The following is an 18,260-nucleotide window of genomic DNA, read 5'->3' as shown; positions in this document are numbered from 1 at the left end:
CCTGTCATTCCGGGGCGCGCCTTAAGGCGCGAACCCGGAATGACGAAGCGGTTCGTACTAGAATCGCCTAATCCTTCCGCGCCACCTGCGCCTGCTCGAAGGTCGCCATGCCGGAATGGGCCGCCGCCGCCGCCTTGACCAGGCCGGCGGCGAGCGCCGCGCCCGTGCCCTCGCCCAGCCGCATGTCGAGCGCCAAGAGCGGCACCTTGCCGAGGCGGGCGAGCACGTCGGCATGCGCCCCTTCGGCCGAGAGATGGCCGGCGATGCAATGGTCGATCGCCGCAGGCGCGATCGCGTGCAGGATCGCGGCGGCCGCCGTCACGACATAGCCGTCGAGGATCACCGGGATACGCTGCGAGCGTGCGGCGATGATCGCGCCTGAGATCGCGGCGATCTCGCGCCCGCCGAAGCGGCGCAGCACCTCGAGCGGGTCCTTGCGATGGGCGCGGTGCAGCTTGAGCCCCGCCTCCACCGCCGCGACCTTGCGCTTCAGCCCCGCATCGTCGAGGCCGGTGCCGCGCCCGCACCAGTGAGCCGGCTCGCCGCCATAGAGCGCGGCGTAGATCGCCGCGGCCGCAGTGGTGTTGCCGATGCCCATCTCGCCGAGGCAGAGAAGATCCGTGCCGCCCGCCAGCGCCTCCATGCCGAAGGCCATGGTGGCGACGCAGGCGCGCTCGTCGAGCGCGTCCCTTTCCGTGAAATCGCCGGTCGGCAGGTCGAGCGCCAGGTCGAAGACCTTGAAGCCGAGATCATAGGCCGCGCAGATCTGGTTGATCGCCGCGCCGCCGGCGGCGAAGTTCTCCAGCATCTGGCGCGTCACCGCCTGCGGATAGGCCGAGACCCCCTGTGCCACCACGCCATGGTTGCCGGCGAAGACGCAGACCAGCGGCCGGTCGACCCGCGGCGGAGCCTTGCCCTGCCAGGCGGCGAGCCATTCGGCGATCTCCTCCAGGCGGCCGAGGCTGCCGGCCGGCTTGGTGAGATTGGCGTCGCGGGCGCGCACCGCATCCGCCGCCGCCATGTCGGGGCCGGGCATCGCGGCGATGAGCGCACGGATATCGTCGAAGGGCAATCCGGAGGCGGCCATGGTCAAATCCGTCACGCGAGGGGCCGCGTCAGCGCATCGGCATGGCGGCGGGGTCGCCCCTGCTGCTATAGGCTCCAGCGCATGAACACAATCGAACCGGGAACGCAGCCGCCGGACTGGCCGGGCTGGGCGGTCGCGACCGCGATCTGCCTGCGCTTCTGGTCGCGCCTGCCGGTGCCGCCGCTGCCGGGCGAGAGCGAAAGCCACGCCGCTCCCGATTTCCGGGCCGTGCCGCGCGCCCTGCCCTTCGCCGCGCTCGTCATCGCCGCGCCGGCCGCGCTCGTCGCGCTGGGGACGGGGCTTGCGGGCCTGAGCGGGCTTGCCGTCGCGGCGCTGGCGCTCACGGCGCTGGCGCTCACCACCGGCGCCTTCCATGAGGACGGGCTCGCCGACACGGCGGACGGCCTCTTCGGCGGGCACACGCCCGAAAAGCGGCTGGAAATCATGAAGGACAGCCGGATCGGCTCCTATGGCGCGCTGGCGCTCGGCCTGTCGCTGCTGATCAGGGCGAGCCTGATCGCGATGATCCTCGACCGCGCCGGCGCCTCGGCGGCGGCCGCAGCCTTGCTCGCCGCTGCGCCCTGGTCGCGGGCCGAGGGTCTGTTCCTGCTCGCGACCCAGCCGCCGGCGCGCAGCACCGGGGCTGCCGCGGCGGTCGGCCGGCCGAGCGCCGCCACGGCGCGGATCGCGCTGGCGTTGAGCCTCGTCCTCGCGACGGGGATCGCGCTGACAGTGCAGTTGCCGGTCGCCGGGCTCATGCTCGGCTTCGCGCTGGCGCATGGCGCGGCCGCCATTCTGTCGCGGCTGGCGCGGCGGCTGATCGGCGGGCAGACCGGCGACATCCTCGGCGCCGCCCAGCAGCTCTCCGAGATCGCGATCTATCTCGGCCTCGCGCTGGCGCTCGGATGGGGCACGGGGCTCAGCGGATGAGCGACCAGATGAAGCGGGCGGCGACGAAGAGCAGGAACAGGCCGAAGGCGATCTCGAGGCGGCGCTTGGAGAGCCTGTGCGCCAGGCTGGCGCCGATCGGGGCCGTCCAGATCGAGGTCGGGATGAAGAGGATCATGCCGATCAGCGAGACATAGCCGAGCGAGAGCGGCGGCAGGATCGCCATCTTCGGCCAGCCGGCATAGATGAAGCCGAGCGCGCCGGGGATCGAGATCAGCACGCCCAGCCCCGACGAGGTCGCGACCGCCTGATGGATCGGCCGTCCGTAGAAGGTCATGAACAGGCTGGAGAGCTGGCCGCCGCCGATGCCCATCAGCGCCGAGAGCACGCCGATGACGCCGCCATAGGCGACCATCAGCGGCTTGCCCGGCATATCGTCGCCGAATTTCCAGCTGTCGGCGCCGAAGAGGAGACGCGCCGCCGAGATCGTCGCGACGAGGACGAAGACGATCTTGAACAGGTCGGCGGGCGCATAGCGGGCGATCCAGCTTCCGAACATCACGCCGATGATCACCGGCACCGCCCAGATCTTCAGGATCGAGAGATCGACCAGCCCCTTGGCGCGATGCGCGTTGAAGGAGCGGATCGAGGTCGGGATGATGACGGCGAGCGAGGTGCCGACCGCCAGCGGCATGCGCACCTCGTCGGCGACGCCGATGACGCGGAAGACCTCGTAGAGCACGGGCACGATGACGGCGCCGCCGCCGACGCCGAAGACGCCGGCGAGCAGGCCCGTGACCGCCCCCGCCAGGATGAGGGAGACGGCCAGGAAGGCGAGGTCGCCGATGGGGATGCCAGCAATCATGAGGAGAGATCCGGTGGGGCCGCCCGTTCTCTCGACCATTTAGCCGGTCGGGGCAAGATGCCGCTCCCGCATGGCCGCCGCGTGAATCCGGGCTCGCGCCGGCAGCCGGACGACCGGCGGCCTCACCCTCGCCCGGTATCGAGGAGCGGGACGAAGCCGCCATGGATCATGCGCCTGCCGTCGAAGGGCATGGTCTCGCCCACCGCGAGGACGAAACCATCGACATAAGCCATTGCGTCTCTCCCTTGCTCGCGGCCGGATTGCGACCGCACCCTAAATGTTGATATCAACGCAATAGACTACAGCGGGTCCATATCGCGACATGCGGGGGCGTCGGCGCGGCGTCTTCGGAACGCCCGTGGCGCCGGCGCATTCCAAAGATGAGAACAGCGAGCGCAGCTCCAGCAGGCGAAAGGACATGCCATGGCGAAGCCCGAGAAGACGCCCAGGAACACGATCTGCCTGTGGTACGACAAGGATGCCGAGGCGGCGGCGCGCTTCTACGCCCGGACCTTTCCCGACAGCGCGGTGAACGCGGTCTTCCATGCGCCGACCGATTTTCCCTCGGGCAAGGCGGGCGACGTGCTGACGGTGAGCTTCACGGTCATCGGCATCCCCTGCCTCGGGCTGAACGGCGGCCCCGCCTTCAGCCACAACGAAGCCTTCTCCTTCCAGGTCGCGACCGACGACCAGGAGGAGACCGACCGCTACTGGAACGCCATCGTCGGCAATGGCGGACAGGAGAGCGCCTGCGGCTGGTGCAAGGACAGATGGGGCGTTTCCTGGCAGATCACCCCGCGCGTGCTGAGCGAGGCGCTCGCCATCGGCGGCGACGAGGCCAGGCGCGCCTTCACGGCGATGATGGCGATGCGCAAGATCGACGTCGCCGCGATCGAGGCGGCCCGGCGCGGCTGACCGGCCTCACGCGGCCACGGCCGCCTCGTGGCGGGAGAGATGAGCCACGGCCGCGCGCAGATCGTCCAGCCCCGCATCGGCGCCGACGCAGCGCTCGGCGAGGTGGCGGCGGAAGAGGCGCGCGCCCGGACGGCCGGGGAACAGTCCGACGAGATGGCGGGTGAAGGCATGCAGCCGCCCGCCCCGCTCCAGATGCGCGGCGATGTGCGGCTCCAGCGCCTCCAGCATGGCAAAGGCGTCCGGCACGGGCGCCGGCGTGCCGTAGAGCAGCGGATCGACCCTGAGCAGGATCTCCGGGTTCCGGTAAGCCTCGCGGCCGACCATGATGGCGTCGACATGCTCCAGATGCGGCAGCCATTCCGCCGGATCGACGATGCCGCCGTTCAGGCTGACCGGAAGATCGGGATTGGCCGCCTTCAGGCGGTAGGCGCGCGCATGGTCGAGCGGCGGGATCTCGCGGTTCTCCCTGGGCGAGAGCCCCTTGAGCCACGCCTTGCGGGCATGGACGATCAGGGCGTCGACGCCGGCTGCCGTCGCGGCGGCGGCAAATGCGTCGAGGGCGGCCTCGGGGTCCTGATCGTCGACCCCGATGCGGCACTTCACCGTGACGGGGACCCGGACCGCCGCCTTCATCGCCGCGACGCAATCGCCGACCAGCGCCGGCTCGCGCATCAGGCAGGCGCCGAAGGCCCCGCCCTGCACCCGGTCAGAAGGGCAGCCGCAATTCAGGTTGATCTCGTCATAGCCGGCATCGGCGCCGATTTTCGCGGCCTCGGCGAGCAGGGCCGGGTCGTTGCCGCCGAGCTGAAGCGCGACGGAGTGCTCCAGCGCGTCGAAGCCGATCAGGCGCTCCCGGTCGCCGCGGATCACCGCCTGCGCCGTCACCATCTCCGTATAGAGCAGAGCATGGCGCGACAGCAGGCGATGGACGAGCCGGCAATAGCGGTCGGTCCAGTCCATCATCGGTGCCACGGCGAATCTATGCATCTGATATTTCATGGCATTTTTCGGCAGAATCAATCTGTTTGGTGACCTCGCCCGCATATGAAACTATGCCACCTTCACGAAGCCTTCCTCCAAGTCCTGGCGTGTCCAGATCCGCCGAAAGGACCTCCATGCGAAGATGCGCGACGCCGGGCCATCGCGGCCGAGCCCCAACCTCATCGCCCCTCCATATCGACGACCTATGCGAGGTCGGCAAGGCTCCTTTACGCTGCAAGGCCGCGACCCTCGCGCTGCTGAAGCGGCAGCCTGGCTGCGCCTGGGTTCCACCGCGGTTCGCGGCCCCGAACACAAACGATATATTGACAATTTATCTGCATTTCGCCAGTTTGCCCGAATGATCGTTTGGACCGGATCGTTGCGGATTGACTGCAGCAGGAACGCGAAGCCGTTTCTGGTCGCAAGCCGTTCGGCCATATCTTGCGCCCGTCCTCCTGAGCCATTGGCGCGCGACAAGAGATAAAAGCAATCGAAACTACAATCTTACCGGCGTTTAGCACGCTGAACAAGACGACTATACGCAACAATCGGGGAGGAAATCCATGCTCTTGACTCGTCGCTCCTTGCTCGCCACGGGAACTTCTCTGGCATTGTTTTCACAAGCAAACACTGTGCTTGGCCAGCAATCCGCATCGACTCCGCGTCCGGGCGGGACGCTGCGCATATCCGTCGACCAGGCACCGTCGGTCATCCACCCCCAGCTGACCCGCGTGGTTCCGGAGCATCTGGTCGGAGGCCTGATCTACAGCAACCTCGTCAAGCTCAAGCAGGACATGGCGCCGGAGCCGGACCTGGCCGAGTCGTGGAGCTCCAATCCGGAGCTGACGGAGTGGACGTTCAAGCTTCGCCCCGGCGTTCGCTTCCACGACGGCTCGCCCTGCACGGCCAAGGATGTCGCGGCGAGCTTCGAGGCCATGCTCAACCCGAAGATGGCCTCGACGGCGCGCACGGCGCTGGGCGCCCTCAAGGAGGTCGTCGTCGTCGACGATACGACCGTCGTCATGAAGCTCGGCGCGCCCTCGGCGGATTTCCCCGTCGCCGTCGCCTACACCACGGCCCGGATCATCCCCGAGGCCATCGCCAAGGGCGACTATGCGCGCCTGTCCCGCGAAGGGATCGGAACCGGTCCGTTCAAGCTGGTTTCGTTCGAGCCGGACCGGCTCGTCGTCGTCGAGCGCAATCCGAACTACTTCATTCCCGACCAGCCTTACCTCGCCCGCATCGAGATCCGGGTCTACCCGGACAACGCCGCGGAGACGTCGGCGCTGATCGCCGGCGACAACGACCTGATGGTGACGGTCAGCCAGAGCGAGTTCGGCCGGCTGTCGAAGACCAGCGGCGTGACCGCGATTCAAAAGCCCTCGGGCCGGTTCCTCAACGTCAACATGCGTTGCGACCAGAAGCCGTTCGACGATGTCCGTGTCCGCAAGGCCTTGTCGCTCGCCGTCGATCGCGAGGCGCTGGTCGGCTTCATCGCGCACGGGCTGGGCCAGACCGGCGCCGACACTCCGCTGAACCCCTCCTATTATTACTATAAGCAGCTTCCGCTGAAGAAGGCCGACATGGCCGCGGCGAAGAAGCTTCTCGCGGAGGCGGGTTATCCGGACGGCCTCGATGTCACGCTCGTGGCCTCTGAGAACCCGGGCACGCGCGCGCAGCTCGCGATCGCCATGCGGGAGATGGCCCGTCCGGCCGGCTTCCGGATCAACGTCCAGACCATGCCGCATGCGGCCTATCTCGACCAGGTCTGGAAGAAGGGCAGCTTCTATGTCGGCTCCTATGCGGCCCAGGCGACCGCGGACCAGATCTTCTCGCAGCTCTACACCTCCGATTCGGCGTGGAACGAGACCCGCTGGAACAACGCCGACTTCGACAAGCTGGTGGCCGAGGCACGCGCCGTCAGCGACGAAGGCCGCCGCCGCGAGCTTTACGCGCGTGCGCAAGACCTGATGAGCGAGCAGGTGCCGTCGGTCATCCCGATTTTCTTCGATCTGCTGGCAGGCCATCGCAACTACGTGAAGGGATACGAGCATCACCCCACCGGAGCGATGTTCCGCTTCGAACGGGTCTGGCTGGATCAGGGCGCGCCAAAGAGAGGGTGACCTCGTGTCGGTATCTTGGATCGTCCGGAGAATATTGACGACCATCTACACGCTCCTCGTCGTTTCCGTGATCGTCTTCGGAATCACGCAGGTCCTGCCCGCCGACGCGGCCGTGACGCTGCTGGGAGAGAACGCGACGGCCGAGGCTCTGGCGGCCGTTCGCGAGCAGATGGGTCTCAACAATCCGGTCTATATCCAGTTCTGGCACTGGCTCTCGAGCATGCTGCAAGGCGATTTCGGCACCTCGATGCGCACCGGGCAACCGGTGGGGCCTGCGATGTTCACGGCGCTCGGCCGCTCGCTTCTGCTCGGAAGCGCGGCTCTCGTCCTGATGCTGGTCATCGCGGTGCCGATCGGCGTCCTCGCGGCTCTCAAGCGCGGGACGGCGCTGGACGTCCTCGCCAGCCTGTTTTCGTATTTCGGCGTCTCGCTGCCGGAGTTCGTGACGGCGACGCTGCTGATCCTCGTCTTCGCCAGCCAGCTTCAGCTGCTCCCGGCGACGGGCTTCGTCCCCTTCATGGAAAACCCGATCGAGTCCATCCGCCATCTCGTGCTGCCGGTCCTCACGGTTTCGCTGATCATGGTCGCGCACGCCTCGCGGATGGTGCGCTCGGAGACGATCGACGTCATTCACAGCGATTATGTCCGCGCCGCCCGGCTGAAGGGGCTGCCGGGCCGCATCGTCCTGAGGCGCCACATCCTCAGGAACGCGATGATCCCCACCATCACGATCGTCGCGCTCGACGTCGGCTATATTCTGGGCGGGATCATCGTGGTCGAGGAGATCTTCGCGATTCCCGGGATCGGACGCGCGCTCATCGTCGCCATCACCTCCCGCGATCTTCCTTCCATCCAGGCGGGAGCGGTGATCATGGCGACGACCTATGCTCTGGCGAACACCCTGGCGGACGTCGCCTATGCGCTCGTCGACCGGCGAATCCGCTATGCATGACGCTCTCTACCGGCTTTGGCGGACACCCCAGGGCGTCATCGGCACGGGACTTCTGCTCGTGCTGCTGTCGATGTGCGTCTTCGGGCGGTTCGTTGCCCCCTACGAGCCCGATGCCATCGATTTTCTCGGGCGTTTCGCGCCGCCCGGCGCGAAGCACTGGTTCGGCGCCGACCAGCTCGGCCGCGACGTGCTGAGCCGCCTCCTCGTCGGCGCCTATGCGACCATACCGCTCGCCTTGTTCGCGACGTTCTTCGGCACGGCGCTGGGCGCGACGATCGGGACGCTGTCGGCGTATCTGGGCGGCCGCTGGGACGAATTCACCATGCGCACCGTCGACGCGATCCTGGCTATCCCGCATCTTCTGCTGGCGCTCATCCTGGTCAGCTCGCTGGGGAAGGGAAGCCTGAACGCCGCCCTGGCGATCGGCATCTCGTTCGCGCCCAGCATGGCGCGCGTGACGCGCTCCGTCGCGCTCTCCGTGCGCCAGCAGGATTACGTGAAGGCTGCGATCGCGCGCGGCGAGAGCGGCAGCTGGATCGTCTTCCGCGAGATGCTGCCGAACGTCGCCGCCCCGGTGATCGTCGAGGCGACGATCCGCGTCTCCTTCGCCGTCATGTCGTTCGCGACGCTGTCGTTCCTCGGCCTGGGCGCCCAGCCGCCGGCTTCCGAATGGGGGCTGATGGTCTCCGAGGCGCGCCATTACCTGCATCAGGCCCCCTGGGTCATCATCTTCCCCTCGCTGGCCATCGCCCTGACCGCGATCTGCTTCAACCTCCTGGGCGACGGGTTGCGGGATGCGCTGAATCCGAGGGACGACCGATGACCGCGGCGCTCAGCATTCGGAACTACGGGCTGGCCTATGCCGGCCGCTTCGGCACGCATCAGGTCCTGAAGGACATCTCCTTCGACATCGCGGCCGGCGAGGTCGTCGGCCTCGTCGGCGAATCGGGCTCGGGCAAGTCCTCGCTCGCATGGGCCATCATGCGCTACCTGCCCCGCAACGCCAGGGAGGCGGCCGGCAGCGCGATCAAGCTGCGCGACACCGATCTGTGCGGCCTGTCGGACGAAGCGCTGACGTCGATCCGCGGCAGCCGGATGAGCATGGTCTTCCAGGACCCGGCGACGGCCCTGAATCCGACGCTGACGATCGGCCGCCAGATCACCGAGGTCCTCGTCACCCATCGCGGGATGTCCGAGGCCGAAGCCTGGGCGGCCGGGGCCGAGGCGCTCACCCATGTCGAGCTTCGCGATGTCGAGGGGCTGATGCGTCGCTACCCGCATCAGGCATCGGGGGGCGAGAAGCAGCGCGTCATCATCGCGACCGCCTTCGCCTGCCGGCCGGAGCTGATCGTCTTCGACGAGCCGACAACGGCGCTCGACGTCATCACCGGGGCCAGGATCCTCGAGCTGTTCCGCCGGCTGCGCGACGAGACCGGCGTCGCGGCGCTTTATATCTCGCACGATCTTGCTCTGGTCTCGCGCGTCGCCGACCGTGTCCTGGTCCTGGAAAAGGGCGACATCGTCGAGGAGGCGCCCGCCAAGACGATCTTCCGGCAGCCGCAGCATCCCTATACGCGCCGGCTGGTCGACGCCGTGCCCCGCCCCGACCATCGCCTGATCGACGATGCGCCCGCCGCGGCCCCCCTGCTCGCCGTCAAGGATCTTCAGGTCTGGTACCAGACGCAGAAGCTGTTCGCGCCGGCCCCCAAGCCGGTGACGTCCGGCGCCACACTGGACGTCCGCAAAGGCGAGATCCTCGGTCTCGTCGGGGAATCGGGCTCCGGCAAATCCTCCGTGGCGCGGGCGATGACCGGGCTGGCGAGCTTCACAGGGGAGATCACGCTGGACGGCGTGCCGATCTCCGCGCGCGGCGATCTGAGCAAGGATTACCGGCGCCGCGTCCAGATCATCTTCCAGCACCCGGATTCGTCGCTGAACCCACGCCAGACCGTCGCCCAGATCCTGTCCAGGCCGCTCAAGCTCTACGGTGGCGACGTCGCCGAAATCCCCGCGCTGCTCGAGCAGGTCCGGCTGCCCGCCGATTACGGGCGGCGCTATCCCCATCAGCTTTCGGGCGGTGAAAAACAGCGGGTCGCGATCGCGCGCGCCTTTGCCGCCAAGCCCGAGCTGATCATCTGCGACGAGATCACGGCCCCGCTCGACGTTTCGGTCCAGGCCTCGGTCATCGAGCTGCTGATCTCGTTGCGGCGCAGATATGAAACCGCCTACCTGTTCATCACGCATGATCTCAATCTCGTCCGGCAGATCGCACACCGGATCGCCGTCATGCGCGACGGCGATCTGATCGATCTGGTCAGCATCGCGCAAGTGAACGGCGGCGAGGTTCAACCCTATACACGCGAGCTCATGGCAGCCTCGCCCGCGCCTGTCGGCTGAAGGGGCTGGCCCGGTGACGGCTTTCGGATCAGACACGCTCCCACGGAAGGCACTGCGATGAAAAAACCTGCATCCTCGCGCAACGGCTGGGACGAGGCCATGGCGACCTCCCCGTTTCAGGTCCCCGATTTTCCGCGCGAGGAGTTCGAGCAGCGCCTCGCGCGCCTGCAAGGACAGCTGAAGGACCGCAATCTCGCCGGGGCGATCATCGACGACCAGGAGATCCTGTCCTATATCTGCAATTACGAGCGCACCGTAAGCTATTACCGGGCCTGCGTCGTTCCGGCCGAGGGCGCTCCCGTGATGGTGTTGCGCGCTCTGGATCTGGATCCGTTTCGCGCCGCCTCGTGGATGTCGGAGGCGGTCGGCTATCGCGATGACGACGATCCGGTCGCCCGCGTCGCGGAGGTCGCCGGCAAGCTCGGGATCGCGTCCCGGCCGATCGGAATCGACTTCGGCAGTCATGCGCTGACGGTCGCGACCTTCAACCGCCTGCAGCGGGCGCTTCCTTCCGCGCAGCTCGTCGATCTCGGCGGCCTGCTCTGGGAGAACCGCCTGATCAAGAGCCGGCATGAAATCGCCTATATCACGGCGGCGGCCGCCATCGCCGACACGATCGTCTCGGAAATCGCCGAATACACCCGGGCCGGAGACACCACGCGCGGCATATCCGGCTACGCCGCCGGCCGCTACATCGCGCTCGGCGGCAGCACCCACCATATCGGCCCCATCACCGCGGGAAAGGGCTGGGGATTTCTCCATGCCGCGATGAGCACGACGCCCTTGAGCGACGGCGACATCCTGCATCTGGAGCTGACGCCGCGGATGCGCGGCTACGGCGCGCGGTTGATGCGGTCCGTCGTCATCGGGCCGATCGCCGCGCCGTTGCAGGACAAGGCGGACAAACTCGTCGCCCTCCAGGATCGGCAGTTCGAGGCGATGAAGCCCGGCGCCATCGCACGCGACGTGGACGCCATCCTGAGACAGGGCGTCCTCGATGCCGGGCTTCGCGAAAGCTATGCGAACATCACCGGCTATACGCTCGGATTCTACGGAACCGCGGCGATCAGGTCGAGCGACTTCACCCGGACATTCAGGCCGAATGCGGACTGGCGGCTGGAAGCGGGCATGGTCTTTCACATGTACACCTCCGCGCAGGGGCTGGCCTTCAGCGAGACCATTCTCGTCACGGACGACGGCGCGCGCCGCCTGACACAGGCGCCCCGGAAGGCGTTCTCCACGGCAGATCGCTAGGGCATCGGACCGAAAAATAGACCCATTTTTTGGAAAAATCCGATGCTCCAGCAATGAGATAGATCATCGTTATCGCGTCCGATAGGACGCGCGACGATCTGGAGCATCGGACCGAGAAGCGGAATCCGCTTCTTCCGCAGCAAGACAGGATGTTCGTTCCGATGACCTTGTCCCCCGTCACAACCGATCAGGCTCCGCAACCGCTCGGTCACTATCAGCAAGGCATCAGGGCGGCCGGCCTCGTCCATGTTTCCGGGCAACTGCCGATCCGGCCGGGAGAAGCGCCAGGCTGCGTGCCTCGCGCGTTCCCGGAGCAGGCGACGCTCGTCGTCCAGAATTTCCTGGCCATCGTCGCGGCAGCCGGAGGGCGCCGCGAAGACGTCGTAAAGGTCACGGCCTATATCGTCGGGGTCGAAAACTGGCCTGCGTTCAACACGGCCTTCTCGGCGTTATTCGGAGAGCACAGGCCGGCCCGCTCGGTGGTGCCTGTTCCTGAACTACACCACGGCTATCTCATCGAGCTGGACGGCGTCGCGATTGACAAATCGGCGCCTCCGAGGCGGTAGCGAAAGCGCCGTCTGCTCCGCAGACCGCGCCCTCACTTCTTGGCGCGGGCGACGATCTGCGTCGGGTTGACGAAGCGCAGCGCGATGACGAGCCAGATCAGCGTCGTGATCATGTAGATCACCGCCATGGCATCGATCGACTGCACCGCGCGCACGCCGGCGGCGAAGACGGCGTAGTAGAGCGCGACGACGAGCGTCTGGCTGGTCGGGCCGGCCGTCAGGAAGGTCAGTTCGAACATGGCGAGCGTCCGGACCAGCACGAGCAGCAGCGCCGCCAGGATGCCCGGCAGCAGGAGCGGCAACAGCACATGCACGAAGAGCTTGAAGGTATTGGCGCCGAAGACGCGCGCCGCCTGCTCGATCTTGGTGTCGATCTGCTCGATGAAGGGGATCATCACCAGGATGACGAAAGGCACCGTCGGCACCAGGTTCGCCAGCACCACGCCCGACATCTGGCCGGCGAAACCGGTCTGGTAGAGCACGGTCGCGAGCGGAATGCCGAAGGTGATCGGCGGCACCAGCAAGGGCAAGAGGAACAGCAGCATCACGAGCTTCTTGCCGGGAAAATCGCGTCGCGCCAGCGCATAGGCCGCCGGCACGCCGATCAGCCCCGACAGCGCCACCACCAAAAAGACGATCTGGAAGGTGACGAGCAGCACGTCGTAGAGCTGGAATTCGGCCCAGGCGGAGGAATACCAGCGCGTCGTCCAGCCGGCGGGCAGCCAGGTGCCGAGCCAGCGCGTCGCGAAGGACGACGTCACCACCGTCGCGATCATCCCGAACAGGTTGACGACGAAGAAGGCGATCAGCGCCCAGTTCGCGGCTGCCCACAGCTTCGTCGAGAGCCGGGTGTCCTTGACCATCGGATCAGCCCTTTCCGCCGCCGGCCGGGCCGCGATACAGCAAGCCGCGCGCGCCCAGCACCAGGACGACGATGGCGAACTGCACCAGCGCCATGATCATCGCGATCGCCGAGGCCATGGAGTAGTCGTAATCCTCGAAGGCGGCCTGATAGGCGGCGATCGAGATCACGCGGGTCGGCCCCGCCGGCGCGCCGAGCAGCACCGCCGAGGGAAAGACCGAGAAAGCCTGCACAAAGCTCAGGCAGAAGGTGATGGCGAGCCCCGGCAGCAGCAGCGGGAACAGGATGTGCCTGAAGCGCTCCCACGGCCCCGCTCCCAGCGTCGCCCCCGCCTGCTCCAGCGCCGGGTCGATGCCGGAGAGATAGGAGAGCGTCAGCAGGAAGGTGAAGGGAAAGCCGGTGATCACCAGCGAGAGCATCACGCCCCAGTAATTGTGCAGAAGCTTCACCGGCGAGGAGATCAGGCCCACCGCCATCAGCACGCGGTTGAACCAGCCCTGCGGGCCGAGATAGTTCAGGAGACCTTGCGCGACCAGGACCGTGCCGAGCGTGATCGGGATCACCAGGATCGTGGTGAGCAGGCGCTGGTTCTTCATCAGCCGGACGCGGAAGGAGATCGGGATCGCCAGCGCCAGCGTCGCGACCGTCACCGGAAGCGCGAGCCAGAGCGTCGTCGCGATCGTGCCGTAGAGGAAGGAATCCGAGAAGAAGCGCTGGTAATTGGCGAAGATGCCGCCCTCCTTCGGCTCGAAGGAGAGCACGAGCCCGTAGAGGAACGGGTAGATGAACAGCGCCAGCAGGAACAGGACCGCCGGCAGGACGAGCAGCGTCAGCCCGTCGAGGCCGCGCGCCGCCAGCCGCTGCTTCAGCGGGATGGAGGTGTCCGTGCTCACGCCGCGCCTCCATAGACGAGGACGCGTTCGGGATCGGCGGAAAGCGTCACCGCCTCGCCCGGCGTCAGCTTCTGCGCGGCGAGGAAGGACAAATCGGTGCCGTCGGCCATGCGGGCGAAGCCGACGAATTCGCGGCCGCGAAACTCGGTCGAGACGACCTCGGCCTTCAGGCCGGGCTCGCCGGCCGCGACCGGGTGCAGATCCTCGGGCCGGATGGCGAGCCAGGCGTCGCCGCCGGCGGTAAGCGCGCGACGGGTACGGCCGGACAACGCGGCCTCCCCCAGCGCGACGGTGGCGCGGCCTTCGGCGACGCTCGCGACCTTGCCCGCGACCTTGTTGCGGAAGCCCATGAACTCGGCGACGTCGAGGTGGTCGGGCCGCGAGAACAGGTCCTCCGGCGTGCCGACCTGGCGGACCTGCCCGTCACGCAGCACGACGATGCGGTCGGCGAGCGACATCGCCTCCTCCTGGTCGTGGGTGACGTAGATCGTGGTGGCGCCGAGCGTGTTGTGGATGCGGCGGATCTCGGCGCGCATCTCGAGACGCAGCTTGGCGTCGAGATTGGAGAGCGGCTCGTCCATCAGCACCAGCGGCGGCTCGACGACGATGGCGCGCGCGATGGCGACGCGCTGCTGCTGGCCGCCGGAAAGCTGGCCGGGCAGCTTCTCGGTCTGGCCTTGCAGATGCACCAGCGCCGCGGCTTCAGCGACGCGCCGGTCGATCTCGGCCCTGGGCGTGCCGCGCATCTTCAGGCCGAAGCCGATGTTTTTCGCCACCGTCATATGCGGGAAGAGCGCATAGTTCTGGAAGACCATGCCGAAGCCGCGCTCCTCCGGCCGCAAGGGGTCGATGCGCCTGTCGTCGAGCCAGATCCCGCCGCCGGTCGCGGGCAGCAAGCCCGCGATCAGGTTCAGCGTCGTCGACTTGCCGCAGCCCGAAGGGCCGAGAAGGGCGATGAACTCGCCCTTGCCGATCGTCAGCGAGACATCCTTGAGCGCGTTGTGGGTGCCGAAGTCACGGCTCAGGCGGTCGAGCCTGAGCTCGCGAAAGGAGGCTGCGTTGATGGTCATGGCGTCCGGGCTTGTGAAACAGCTGGCATGGCGGGGCCGCCCCGACGGGGACGGCTCCCGGTCGCGTGAGCGGGCCAAGGCCCCGCCGGGGCCCTGGCCGACAGCCCGCGGGCTACTTCTTCTTGGCGCCGCCGACCTGCTCGTCCCAGATGCGGAAGGCGATGACCATCTTGTCGGGATCGAGCGGCACCTCGAGCGGATTGTCCGCGATCAGCTGGGCATATTCCGGCCGCCCGAACTCCTTGATCACCTTCTGGCTGTCCTCCGGCGCCATGTCGAGCGTCACGCCCTTCACCGCCGGGCCCGGATAGAAATAACCCTCGTCGAAGGTGTAGGCCTGCTGCTCCTTGGTGAGCAGGAAGTTCATCAGGTCGAGGAGGACGGCGAGCTTCTCGTCCGAGACGCCCTTCGGGATGCACATGTAATGCGCGTCCGTGACCCAGTGGAAACCCTTGATCGCGCCGACCTTGGACTCCTTCGGCACGACGCCGAGCGCGCGCGGGTTGATGTCCCAGCCCGTGGTGGTCAGCGTCATGTCGCGCGAGCCGTCGCCGAGCTCCTTCATCACCGCGCCGGTGCCCGCGGGATAGTACTCGATGTTCTCGCCGAGTTCCTTGAGATAGGCCCAGGTCTTGTCCCAGCCCTTCTCGGGGTCCTTCGGGTCCTTGTCGCCGAGGATGTAGGGCAGGCCCATGATCCAGGTGCGCCCCGGTCCGGAATTCGCCGGGCGGGCATAGATCAGGCGGTTCTTGTTGGCCTTGGTCCAGGCCATCAGCTCCTCGGCCGTGGTCGGCACCGTCTTGACCTTGTCGGGCATGTACTGGATGAGCGGGCCGGAGGGGTAATAGGTCACGACGACGCCCTGCCCGCCGGCCAGCCCCTGCATCTTCCAGGCGCCCTCGAGGAAGATATCCTGAAGCTTCGGCAGGTTGGCGGCCTGCTGCGGCAGGAGCGGCACCCACAGATTCTGGCTGATGCCGGCCGAGAGCGCGTCGGTGCCGGTCAGCACCATGTCGATGTCGACGCGGTTGGCGGCCTGCTGGGCCTTGATCTTGCCCGGCAGCTCCGGCGCCGGCGCCTTGGTGAAGGTGATGCGCGAGACGACGTTGGGCTTGGCCTTGCGATAGTTCTCGATGGCCCGCTGCGTCAGGGCGAGATTGCCCGCGACGTCGACGATCGACAGCGCCACCGGCGAGGTCGGCAGCTTGAGCTGCTGCGCGAAGGCGCCCGGCGCATGCGCAGCCACGCCAAGCCCGGCGACGCCGCCGAGAAAATGACGCCGATTGATGTTGTCCTGACCCATGATGCTCCTCCCGATGCGGACACCCGCTTCTTGACGTTTTGTCGTATGCCGGTCCGGCCCCGCCATCCGGCGCCCGGCCCTCACCCGCGGACGCTGCCAAGTTGACGCAGCCCCCGGTTGATCGGTATCCTAGTATACTAGTCGTCGAGAGCTTGGCAATGGCCCATCCTGCAACGCGTCACAGCACGGACCAGATCTACAGCGTGCTGCGCACCGACATCGTCAGCGGCGCGCTGAAGCCGCGCGAATCGATGTCCGAGGCGCGCATGGCGCTGCGCTTCGGCGTCAGCCGCACGCCGGTCAGGGAGGCGTTCAAGCGGCTCGTCGAGGAAGGCTTCCTGGTCGCGGTGCCGCAGGTCGGCACTTTCGTCGCGCCGATCGACCTCGCCGCGGTGCATGACAGCCAGTTCGTGCGCGAGACGCTGGAATGCCGCACCGTGGTGCTCGCCGCCCAGCGCATCGGCGTGGCCGGCAGGCAGCGGCTCGAGGCGCTGGTCGAGGAGCAGGCGCGGGCCGTCGAGCGGCAGGACCGGGCCGAGATCTTCCGTCTCGACGAGGTCTTCCATGCCGAGATCTCGCGCATCGCCGGCCACCGCGCCGTCTGGAGCGTGATCGAGGGGGTGAAGGCCCAGATGGACCGGGTGCGCTGCCTCTCGCTCGAAACGCCGTCCTGGTCGCAGGTGATCCTGCGCGAGCACAGGATCATCGCGGCCTGCATCGTCAGGCACGACGAGAAAGCCGCCGAGGCTGCGATGCGCGCGCATCTGCGCACCGTCTTCGCGACGATCGAGACGATCGCCAAGGATCATGCCGACGTGTTCGACGATTCCCGCCTCGCCCACGACACCCCCTGACGCGACCCTTTTTTCGATACAGCAGCCTCGCGCGAAGGATATCCGACCATGGAACAATGCTGGCGCTGGTTCGGGCCAGACGACGTGGTGACGCTCACCGACGCCAGGCAGGCCGGAGCGAGCGGCATCGTCAACGCGCTGCATCAGATCCCCTATGGCGTGGTCTGGAGCGTGGACGAGATCGAGAAGCGCCAGGCGATCATCCGCGGCGACGGCAGCCTCGGCCTGAGATGGAGCGTGGTCGAGAGCCTGCCGATCCACGAGAGCGTCAAGATCGGCGAAGGCGACCTCGAAACCATCTTCGAGAACTACCGCCAGTCGATGCGAAACCTCGCCGCCTGCGGGCTTCAGGTGATCTGCTACAATTTCATGCCGGTGCTGGACTGGACCCGCACCGAGCTCGCCCACAAGCTGCCCGGCGGCGGCACGGCGCTGCGCTTCAACCTGCACGAATATGTCGCGCTCGATCACTTCATGCTGAAGCGCAAGGGCGCCGAGGAGGGCCATTCCCGCGAGGTCATGGACAAAGCGAAAGCCTGGTTCGACGCCTCCGACCAGGCCGAGCGCGACCGGCTCCTGTCGAGCGTCATGGCGGGCCTGCCCGGCGCCTTCGACCGCTACGACCTGCCGGGCCTGGCGCGCATCCTCGAACGCTATGCCGGCATGACGCATGAGCGGCTGCGCGAGAACCTGAAGCGCTTCCTCGAGGCGATCGTCCCGACGGCCGAGGAGGTCGGCATCCGGATGTGCATCCATCCCGACGACCCGCCGCGCCCGCTGTTCGGCCTGCCGCGGATCTGCTCGGACGAGGACGACATCGCCTATATCCTCGGTGCTGTCGATTCACCGGCGAACGGGCTGACGCTGTGCTCGGGCTCGCTCGGCGCCAATCCGAGGAACGACGTGCCGGCGATCGCGCGCCGCTTCGCCGACAGGATCTGGTTCGCGCATCTGCGCAACGTCGCCAAGCAGCCGGACGGCTCCTTCATGGAGGCCGAGCATCTGAGCGGCGACACCGACATGGTCGCGCTCGTCGACGCGCTGATGGCCGAAGAGCAGCGCCGGAAGGCTGAAGGCCAGCCGCATTGGCAGATCCCGATGCGCCCGGACCACGGCCACGCCCTGCTCGACGACGTCGGCAAGGGCAGCTTCCCGGGCTATCCGGCGGTCGGGCGCCTGCGCGGGCTCGCCGAGCTGCGCGGCGTCATGACCGCGCTGGCGCAGGTCAGGGGCTACGCCGCATAGGCGGC

At 67.4% G+C, this 18,260-nt stretch carries 17 protein-coding genes; 10 read left to right on the top strand and 7 right to left on the bottom strand.

The genetic code is table 11. The features are described 5' to 3' along the window. Positions 1–67: 67 nt before the first annotated feature. Positions 68–1,087: a nicotinate-nucleotide--dimethylbenzimidazole phosphoribosyltransferase gene (gene cobT / locus M9917_RS16445; protein WP_297255462.1), complete on the bottom strand. Its 1,020-nt coding sequence runs from the start codon at positions 1,085–1,087 to the stop codon at positions 68–70. Between the two features lie 81 nt (positions 1,088–1,168). Here cobT and M9917_RS16440 point away from each other — a divergent pair, with 81 nt between their 5' ends. Beyond that, positions 1,169–2,017, top strand: a complete 849-nt coding sequence (locus M9917_RS16440) for an adenosylcobinamide-GDP ribazoletransferase (RefSeq protein WP_297255460.1) — start codon at positions 1,169–1,171, stop codon at positions 2,015–2,017. Here the strand turns inward: M9917_RS16440 and M9917_RS16435 are convergent. Then, the gene (locus M9917_RS16435; protein WP_297255459.1) at positions 2,007–2,840 is read right to left on the bottom strand and encodes a sulfite exporter TauE/SafE family protein; all 834 of its coding nucleotides are present in this window, start codon (positions 2,838–2,840) and stop codon (positions 2,007–2,009) included. The genes M9917_RS16440 and M9917_RS16435 overlap by 11 nt on opposite strands. Before the next feature lie 423 nt (positions 2,841–3,263). Here M9917_RS16435 and M9917_RS16430 point away from each other — a divergent pair, with 423 nt between their 5' ends. Continuing rightward, positions 3,264–3,755 carry a VOC family protein gene (locus tag M9917_RS16430; protein ID WP_297255456.1) on the top strand — a complete coding sequence of 164 codons (492 nt, stop codon included), beginning with the start codon at positions 3,264–3,266 and terminating at the stop codon, positions 3,753–3,755. Between the two features lie 6 nt (positions 3,756–3,761). Here M9917_RS16430 and dusA read toward each other — a convergent pair whose 3' ends face one another. After that, positions 3,762–4,754, bottom strand: a complete 993-nt coding sequence (gene dusA, locus M9917_RS16425; protein ID WP_297255455.1) for a tRNA dihydrouridine(20/20a) synthase DusA — start codon at positions 4,752–4,754, stop codon at positions 3,762–3,764. A gap of 545 nt (positions 4,755–5,299) precedes the next feature. On the opposite strand from dusA, the gene M9917_RS16420 reads away from it, so the two are divergent. The 6 genes from M9917_RS16420 (at position 5,300) to M9917_RS16395 (ending at position 12,028) form a co-directional block, all read left to right on the top strand. Then, positions 5,300–6,859, top strand: coding sequence for an ABC transporter substrate-binding protein (locus M9917_RS16420; protein ID WP_297255453.1), 1,560 nt, complete (start codon positions 5,300–5,302; stop codon positions 6,857–6,859). A gap of 4 nt (positions 6,860–6,863) precedes the next feature. Continuing rightward, positions 6,864–7,811 (top strand): ABC transporter permease, encoded by a 948-nt coding sequence (locus M9917_RS16415; protein WP_297255452.1) that lies wholly within the window; start codon positions 6,864–6,866, stop codon positions 7,809–7,811. Next, a complete protein-coding gene (locus M9917_RS16410) occupies positions 7,804–8,634 on the top strand; it encodes an ABC transporter permease (RefSeq protein ID WP_297255450.1) in 831 nt (276 codons plus the stop codon). Before M9917_RS16415 ends, M9917_RS16410 begins: the two co-directional genes overlap by 8 nt. Further along, on the top strand, positions 8,631–10,208 hold the full coding sequence (gene nikE / locus M9917_RS16405) for a nickel ABC transporter ATP-binding protein NikE (RefSeq protein ID WP_297255448.1): 1,578 nt from the start codon (positions 8,631–8,633) through the stop codon (positions 10,206–10,208). Before M9917_RS16410 ends, nikE begins: the two co-directional genes overlap by 4 nt. Positions 10,209–10,265: 57 nt before the next feature. Then, the gene (locus tag M9917_RS16400) at positions 10,266–11,462 is read left to right on the top strand and encodes a M24 family metallopeptidase (RefSeq protein WP_297255446.1); all 1,197 of its coding nucleotides are present in this window, start codon (positions 10,266–10,268) and stop codon (positions 11,460–11,462) included. Between the two features lie 161 nt (positions 11,463–11,623). Beyond that, positions 11,624–12,028: a RidA family protein gene (locus M9917_RS16395; protein ID WP_297255444.1), complete on the top strand. Its 405-nt coding sequence runs from the start codon at positions 11,624–11,626 to the stop codon at positions 12,026–12,028. Between the two features lie 32 nt (positions 12,029–12,060). Here M9917_RS16395 and M9917_RS16390 read toward each other — a convergent pair whose 3' ends face one another. From M9917_RS16390 to M9917_RS16375, 4 genes are all read right to left on the bottom strand, one after another. Continuing rightward, positions 12,061–12,891 carry an ABC transporter permease gene (locus M9917_RS16390; protein ID WP_297255442.1) on the bottom strand — a complete coding sequence of 277 codons (831 nt, stop codon included), beginning with the start codon at positions 12,889–12,891 and terminating at the stop codon, positions 12,061–12,063. 4 nt (positions 12,892–12,895) lie between these two features. Beyond that, on the bottom strand, positions 12,896–13,783 hold the full coding sequence (locus M9917_RS16385; RefSeq protein WP_297255440.1) for an ABC transporter permease: 888 nt from the start codon (positions 13,781–13,783) through the stop codon (positions 12,896–12,898). Further along, positions 13,780–14,847, bottom strand: coding sequence for an ABC transporter ATP-binding protein (locus M9917_RS16380; protein WP_297257101.1), 1,068 nt, complete (start codon positions 14,845–14,847; stop codon positions 13,780–13,782). Before M9917_RS16380 ends, M9917_RS16385 begins: the two co-directional genes overlap by 4 nt. Positions 14,848–14,965: 118 nt before the next feature. After that, entirely contained in the window at positions 14,966–16,156 is a 1,191-nt protein-coding gene (locus M9917_RS16375) for an ABC transporter substrate-binding protein (RefSeq protein ID WP_297255439.1), read from the bottom strand. A gap of 158 nt (positions 16,157–16,314) precedes the next feature. Here M9917_RS16375 and M9917_RS16370 point away from each other — a divergent pair, with 158 nt between their 5' ends. After that, entirely contained in the window at positions 16,315–17,010 is a 696-nt protein-coding gene (locus M9917_RS16370; protein WP_297255436.1) for a GntR family transcriptional regulator, read from the top strand. Positions 17,011–17,058: 48 nt separating this feature from the next. Continuing rightward, positions 17,059–18,255 (top strand): mannonate dehydratase, encoded by a 1,197-nt coding sequence (uxuA, locus tag M9917_RS16365; RefSeq protein WP_297255434.1) that lies wholly within the window; start codon positions 17,059–17,061, stop codon positions 18,253–18,255. Positions 18,256–18,260: the final 5 nt, after the last annotated feature.

It is taken from the genome of Bosea sp. (in: a-proteobacteria) (genome assembly GCF_023953965.1).
Classification (GTDB): Bacteria; Pseudomonadota; Alphaproteobacteria; order Rhizobiales; family Beijerinckiaceae; genus Allobosea.
The sequence above is the reverse complement of the archived record's forward strand: the minus strand, read 5'-3'. Positions and strand labels throughout refer to the sequence as shown.

Coding starts and splice junctions, on each gene's coding strand:
- cobT (WP_297255462.1), bottom strand. CDS start 1,087: ATGGCCGCCTCCGGATTGCCCTTCGACGATATCCGTGCGCTCATCGCC.
- M9917_RS16440 (WP_297255460.1), top strand. CDS start 1,169: ATGAACACAATCGAACCGGGAACGCAGCCGCCGGACTGGCCGGGCTGG.
- M9917_RS16435 (WP_297255459.1), bottom strand. CDS start 2,840: ATGATTGCTGGCATCCCCATCGGCGACCTCGCCTTCCTGGCCGTCTCC.
- M9917_RS16430 (WP_297255456.1), top strand. CDS start 3,264: ATGGCGAAGCCCGAGAAGACGCCCAGGAACACGATCTGCCTGTGGTAC.
- dusA (WP_297255455.1), bottom strand. CDS start 4,754: ATGAAATATCAGATGCATAGATTCGCCGTGGCACCGATGATGGACTGG.
- M9917_RS16420 (WP_297255453.1), top strand. CDS start 5,300: ATGCTCTTGACTCGTCGCTCCTTGCTCGCCACGGGAACTTCTCTGGCA.
- M9917_RS16410 (WP_297255450.1), top strand. CDS start 7,804: ATGCATGACGCTCTCTACCGGCTTTGGCGGACACCCCAGGGCGTCATC.
- nikE (WP_297255448.1), top strand. CDS start 8,631: ATGACCGCGGCGCTCAGCATTCGGAACTACGGGCTGGCCTATGCCGGC.
- M9917_RS16400 (WP_297255446.1), top strand. CDS start 10,266: ATGAAAAAACCTGCATCCTCGCGCAACGGCTGGGACGAGGCCATGGCG.
- M9917_RS16395 (WP_297255444.1), top strand. CDS start 11,624: ATGACCTTGTCCCCCGTCACAACCGATCAGGCTCCGCAACCGCTCGGT.
- M9917_RS16390 (WP_297255442.1), bottom strand. CDS start 12,891: ATGGTCAAGGACACCCGGCTCTCGACGAAGCTGTGGGCAGCCGCGAAC.
- M9917_RS16375 (WP_297255439.1), bottom strand. CDS start 16,156: ATGGGTCAGGACAACATCAATCGGCGTCATTTTCTCGGCGGCGTCGCC.
- M9917_RS16370 (WP_297255436.1), top strand. CDS start 16,315: ATGGCCCATCCTGCAACGCGTCACAGCACGGACCAGATCTACAGCGTG.
- uxuA (WP_297255434.1), top strand. CDS start 17,059: ATGGAACAATGCTGGCGCTGGTTCGGGCCAGACGACGTGGTGACGCTC.